Origin of the sequence: Nocardioides stalactiti (assembly GCF_014180715.1) — a bacterium.
GTDB lineage: Bacteria > Actinomycetota > Actinomycetes > Propionibacteriales > Nocardioidaceae > Nocardioides > Nocardioides stalactiti.
This window is the reverse complement of record NZ_JACEFC010000187.1, coordinates 1-5,240: the sequence shown is the minus strand read 5'-3', so window position 1 is coordinate 5,240 and position 5,240 is coordinate 1. Positions and strand designations below refer to the sequence as shown.

The window sequence follows — 5,240 nt, the reverse complement described above, 5'->3', positions numbered from 1 at the left end:
CGGCGGTTGCGGTTGGCGCTGCCGGCCGGACGCCCACCGGCGGCGGCCGGGGCGTCGGACGACGCGGTCGACGCGGTACCGGACGCCTTCGGGGCGTCGCCCTCGGCGGGACGGCCGCTGCGGGTCCGGGTCCGGTTGCGGTTGTTGTTGGTGGAGCGCTCGCCGCGGTCGCGACGCTCGCCACGGTCCTCGCGAGGCTTCCGCTCGACCGGAGCAGGCGGGACGATCCGGCCCTTGGTGCCCGGCGGGATGCCCTGGTCGTGGAACAGGTGCTCGGAGGTCGAGTAGGTCTCGAGCGGCTCGTCGAACGGCAGGTCCAGCGCCTTGTTGATCATCTTCCAGCGGTGGACGTCGGTCGCGTCGACCAGCGTGATCGCGATGCCCGACGCGCCGGCCCGGCCGGTGCGGCCGATCCGGTGGACGTAGGTCTTGTCGTCCTCGGGGCAGGTGTAGTTCACCACGTGGCTGACGCCGGAGACGTCGATGCCGCGGGCGGCGACGTCGGTGGCGACCAGCACCTTGATCTTGTCCTCGCGGAACTTGGTCAGCGCCTTCTCGCGGGCGACCTGCGCCATGTCGCCGTGCAGCGGACTGGCCTGGAAGCCGCGCTCCGAGAGATCCTCGGCGATCCGCTGCGCCTGACGCTTGGTCCGGGTGAAGACGATCATCTTGTCGGCGTCCTCGGCCTGGAGGAGCCGACCGATGATCTCGGGCTTGTCGAGGTCGTGCGCGAGGTAGATGAACTGCGCGGTGGCGGGCACCGTGGCGTTCTCGTACGACGACTCGGCGCGGATGTTCATCGGGTGCCGCATGTAGGTGCGGGCCAACGCGACGATCGGCGCAGGCATGGTCGCCGAGAACAGCATCGTCTGCCGGGTCTCCGGCGTCATCCGGATCAGCTTCTGGATGTCGTCGAGGAAACCGAGGTCGAGCATCTCGTCGGCCTCGTCGAGGACGAGCGCGTGCACGTGGGAGAGGTCCAAGGCCTTGCGGTTGGCCAGGTCGAGCAGTCGGCCGGGGGTGCCGACCACGATGTCGACGCCGGTCTCGAGTGCCTCGAGCTGCGGCTCGTAGCCGACGCCGCCGTAGATGGTGAGGACGCGCATGCCGCGGCCGCGCGAGGCGATCTCGACGTCGCTGGAGACCTGGATCGCCAGCTCGCGGGTCGGCGCGACGATGAGCGCCTGCGGCTTGCCCTCGGGGATCTCGACGTAGTCGGGGTCGCCCGGCGCGACGCTGCGCTGGATCACGGGGATGCCGAACGCGAGGGTCTTGCCGGTGCCGGTGCGGGCCTGGCCGATGAGGTCGGTGCCCATCAGGGCGACCGAGAGGGTCATCTCCTGGATCGCGAAGGGGTGGACGATGCCGGCCTCTTCGAGCGAGTCGCAGATCTGGGGAAGGACGCCGAGGTCGCGGAACGTGAGCTTGTTCGTGGTGTCGGTGGTGCTGTCGGTGCTCAGAGTCTTGGTCGCTTTCGTGAGTGATTTCAGCCGGGGCCGAGTTCAGATTCGGGTGCGGCTGATTCACACTCAGCCGCGCACATACGTGGGCGCTTGTCGCCCGGAGGTGGCGCGAGCCACCCCGCACGGGGCGGTTCTGCCGGTCATCGGGCAGCGGCTCGCTGGTTCCATGGTATCGGTACCCTGCGCGCATGGCTGAATCCGACGCTGGTGCCCTCACGGCGACGTCCGACGAGCTCCCGGTGGCCCTCACCGACCCGGCCTACCGGGAGGCGGTCGTGGACCTGCTCGCGGTCATCGCCTACGGCGAGCTGTCGGCGTTCGAGCGGCTCGTCGAGGACGCCAAGCTGGCGCCCTCCCTGGAGGACAAGCTCGCGCTGGCCCAGATGGCCGGAGCCGAGCTGGCGAAGGTGCAGCCGCTCGTGGACCGGATCGCCCAGCTCGGCGGCGACCCGTTCGCCGCGATGGCGCCGTTCCACGCGGCGCTCGACGAGTTCCACGCCCACACGGCGCCGTCGGACTGGTACGAGGGCCTGGTCAAGGCGTTCGTCGGCGACAGCCTGGCGCGCGACTTCTACCGGGAGATCGCGGCCTACCTCGACGCCGACACCCGCGACCTCGTCGTCTCCTCCGTCGTCGACGGGAACCACGCGGCGCTCGCCGTCGACCGGATCCGGCAGGCGATCGCCGACGACCCGCCGCTCGGCGGTCGGCTCGCCCTGTGGGGGCGCCGGATCATGGGCGAGGCTCTCACGCAGGCCCAGCGGGTCGCGGCCGACCGTGACGCCCTGACGGCGCTCCTCGTCGGGGGCGTCGACCGGCCGGGCATGGACCTGGCGGCTCTCGGCCGGATGCTCACGCGGCTGACCGAGCTCCACAGCGGCAGGATGGGCGAGCTCGGGCTCGAGCCCTGAGCCGGTGGGTGGCGAGCCGATGAGCGCCGAGCGCGAGGTCGAGCACCTCCTCCACCGCTACGCCGAGGCGATCGATGCCGGCGACTTCGACGCGGTCGGAGCGCTCTTCAAGCACGGGCGGATCCGTAGCGAGGGGGAGCGGGGGCCGGTGACCCTCGCGGAGGGCGCCTCCGCGGTGGGCGCGTTCTACCGCTCGCTCGTCATCACCTACGACGACGGCACGCCGCGGACCCGCCACCTCGTGACCAACGCGGTCGTCCACGTCGACGCCGAGTTCGCGAGCGCGACGTGCCGCTCGACGTTCACCGTCTTCCAACAGACCGAGACGCTGCCGCTCCAGGCCATCGTGGTCGGGCGCTACCGCGACACCTTCCACTGCATCGACGGCACCTGGTGGTTCGACTCCCGGACGATGGCGATCGACCTCAGCGGCGACCTCAGTCAGCACCTGCGGGGCTGAGCCCCGGCTCGTACGGTCCGCGCGGCTGCTCCGGCTCCCACCCGGGAGGACCGAACAGGTAGCCCAGCCGCTCCCGCCAGCTCCTCGCTCCCCGGACGTTGCGCACGATCGTCGCGTAGTCGCCGTACTGGAGCTTGAGGATGTTGTAGGTCCCCACCGGCTTGGTCAGACCGTACGTCGGCCGCTGCTTCTCCTCGACGAAGCTCCCGAACATCCGGTCCCAGATGATCAGGATCCCGGCGTAGTTCTTGTCGAGGTACTCCGGGTCCGAGCCGTGGTGCACGCGGTGGTGGGAGGGGGTGTTCATGACCAGCTCGATCGGCCGCCACAGCTTGGGGATCGTCTCGGTGTGGGTGAAGAACTGGTAGATCAGGTTGAAGCCGAACGCGACGTAGATCGTCCACGGGGAGAAGCCGAGGAACGGCAGCGGCAGCCAGAAGAGGAACTCGAACCACGGGTTCCACTTCTGGCGGAGCGCGGTCGCGAAGTTCATGTACTCGCTGGAGTGGTGGGCCTGGTGGGCGGCCCAGCCGACGTTGACGCGGTGCACGAACCGGTGCGAGGCGTAGAACGCGAGGTCGACGGCGGCGATCAGCAGGACCCAGTACCACCAGGTGTCGGTGGGCATCTTCAACGCGTCGGGCGTGACGTACTCGAACACGGCGATGTAGACGAAGAACGACCCGACCTTCAGCGCCAGGCTGAAGAACAGCGAGATCGCCCCCATGCTGATGCTCGCTCGTGAATCGCGGGCGAAATAGCCGGTGGGCGGCTTGGGGTCGTCGTCGTGGTCGAGCCACTTGAGGGCTGCCAGCTCGATGAGGATGGTCAGCACGAAGAACGGGATCGCGTAGGTCACCGGGTTCTTCCAGGGGTCGAGCAGGTCCTGCATCGCTCGATGCTAGCGTCGCTCCCGCCCCCACCCGGACTAATCAGGAGCAGTGCACGTGGCAGCGATCGAAGCCGTCGGCGCCCGCGAGATCCTCGACTCGCGCGGCAACCCCACCGTCGAGGTCGAGGTGCTCCTCGATGACGGGTCCTTCGCCCGGGCCGCCGTGCCCAGCGGCGCCTCCACCGGCGCGTTCGAGGCGGTCGAGCTCCGCGACGGCGGTGCGCGCTACCTCGGCAAGGGCGTCCAGCAGGCCGTCGACGCCGTGATCAACAAGCTCGGCCCCGCGCTCGAGGGCCTCGACGCCTCCGACCAGCGCCTCATCGACCAGACGATGCTCGACCTCGACGGCACGCCCAACAAGGCGAGCGTCGGCGCCAACGCCATCCTCGGCGTCTCGCTCGCCGTTGCCCGGGCCGCGGCCGACTCCGCGGACCTCCCGCTCTACCGCTACGTCGGTGGCCCCAACGCCCACCTGCTGCCCGTCCCGATGATGAACATCCTCAACGGGGGTGCGCACGCCGACACCAACGTCGACATCCAGGAGTTCATGATCGCGCCGATCGGCGCCGCGACGTTCCGCGACGCCCTCCGTCAGGGTGCCGAGGTCTACCACGCGCTGAAGTCGGTGCTGAAGAGCCGCGGCCTGGCGACCGGCGTCGGCGACGAGGGCGGCTTCGCGCCGGACCTCGAGTCCAACCGCGCCGCTCTCGACCTGATCGCCGAGGCGATCGAGAAGGCCGGCTACGAGCTCGGCAAGGACTTCGCGCTGGCGCTCGACGTCGCCGCGTCGGAGTTCTACGCAGTGTCGGATGATGGGCAGGGCGCCTACACGTTCGAGGGCGCCAAGAAGTCCGCCGACGAGATGATCGCCTACTACGCCGAGCTCGTCGCGGCCTACCCGATCGTCAGCATCGAGGACCCGCTCAACGAGGACGACTGGGACGGCTGGAAGGCCATCACCGACCAGCTCGGCGCCAAGACCCAGCTCGTCGGCGACGACCTGTTCGTCACCAACGTCGAGCGGCTCCAGCGCGGCATCACCGGTGGCCAGGCCAACGCGATGCTCGTCAAGGTCAACCAGATCGGCTCGCTGACCGAGACCCTCGACGCCGTCGAGCTCGCCCACCGCAACGGCATGCGCAACATGATGAGCCACCGTTCCGGCGAGACCGAGGACACCACGATCGCCGATCTCGCGGTCGCGACGAACTGCGGTCAGATCAAGACCGGCGCCCCGGCGCGGTCGGAGCGGGTGGCGAAGTACAACCAGCTGCTCCGCATCGAGGACGAGCTCGGAGACGCGGCCCGTTATGCCGGCTCCGGCGCGTTCCCGCGATTCCAGGGCTGAGGACCGTCAGAATCGACTGACGCGCACCAGAGGCTGATCGGAGAGGGGGACGCATGGCTGCCACACCCGGCGACCGTCGTACCCCCGGGCGGAGCCCCAGCCGGCAACCGGGCCGGAGCCCCGGCGGCTCTCGCCCGAGCACCGCGCGTCGTCCCGAACGCAAGCG

The 5,240-nt window shown here is 69.8% G+C and carries 5 protein-coding genes; 3 read left to right on the top strand and 2 right to left on the bottom strand.

The genetic code is table 11. The features are described 5' to 3' along the window. The coding region (locus H0487_RS21700) for a DEAD/DEAH box helicase (protein ID WP_376766698.1) at positions 1–1,490 on the bottom strand (1,490 nt) is incomplete at its 3' end. A 161-nt stretch (positions 1,491–1,651) separates the two neighbouring features. On the opposite strand from H0487_RS21700, the gene H0487_RS21695 reads away from it, so the two are divergent. Together H0487_RS21695 and H0487_RS21690 are read left to right on the top strand one after the other, a co-directional pair. Then, positions 1,652–2,374, top strand: a complete 723-nt coding sequence (locus H0487_RS21695; protein ID WP_183096297.1) for a ferritin-like fold-containing protein — start codon at positions 1,652–1,654, stop codon at positions 2,372–2,374. 19 nt (positions 2,375–2,393) lie between these two features. After that, positions 2,394–2,834, top strand: a complete 441-nt coding sequence (locus tag H0487_RS21690; protein ID WP_183096296.1) for a nuclear transport factor 2 family protein — start codon at positions 2,394–2,396, stop codon at positions 2,832–2,834. Here H0487_RS21690 and H0487_RS21685 read toward each other — a convergent pair. Then, the gene (locus H0487_RS21685) at positions 2,812–3,726 is read right to left on the bottom strand and encodes a sterol desaturase family protein (protein WP_183096295.1); all 915 of its coding nucleotides are present in this window, start codon (positions 3,724–3,726) and stop codon (positions 2,812–2,814) included. The genes H0487_RS21690 and H0487_RS21685 overlap by 23 nt on opposite strands. 55 nt (positions 3,727–3,781) lie before the next feature. On the opposite strand from H0487_RS21685, the gene eno reads away from it, so the two are divergent. Further along, on the top strand, positions 3,782–5,074 hold the full coding sequence (gene eno, locus H0487_RS21680; protein ID WP_183096294.1) for a phosphopyruvate hydratase: 1,293 nt from the start codon (positions 3,782–3,784) through the stop codon (positions 5,072–5,074). The last annotated feature ends 166 nt before the right edge of the window (positions 5,075–5,240 follow it).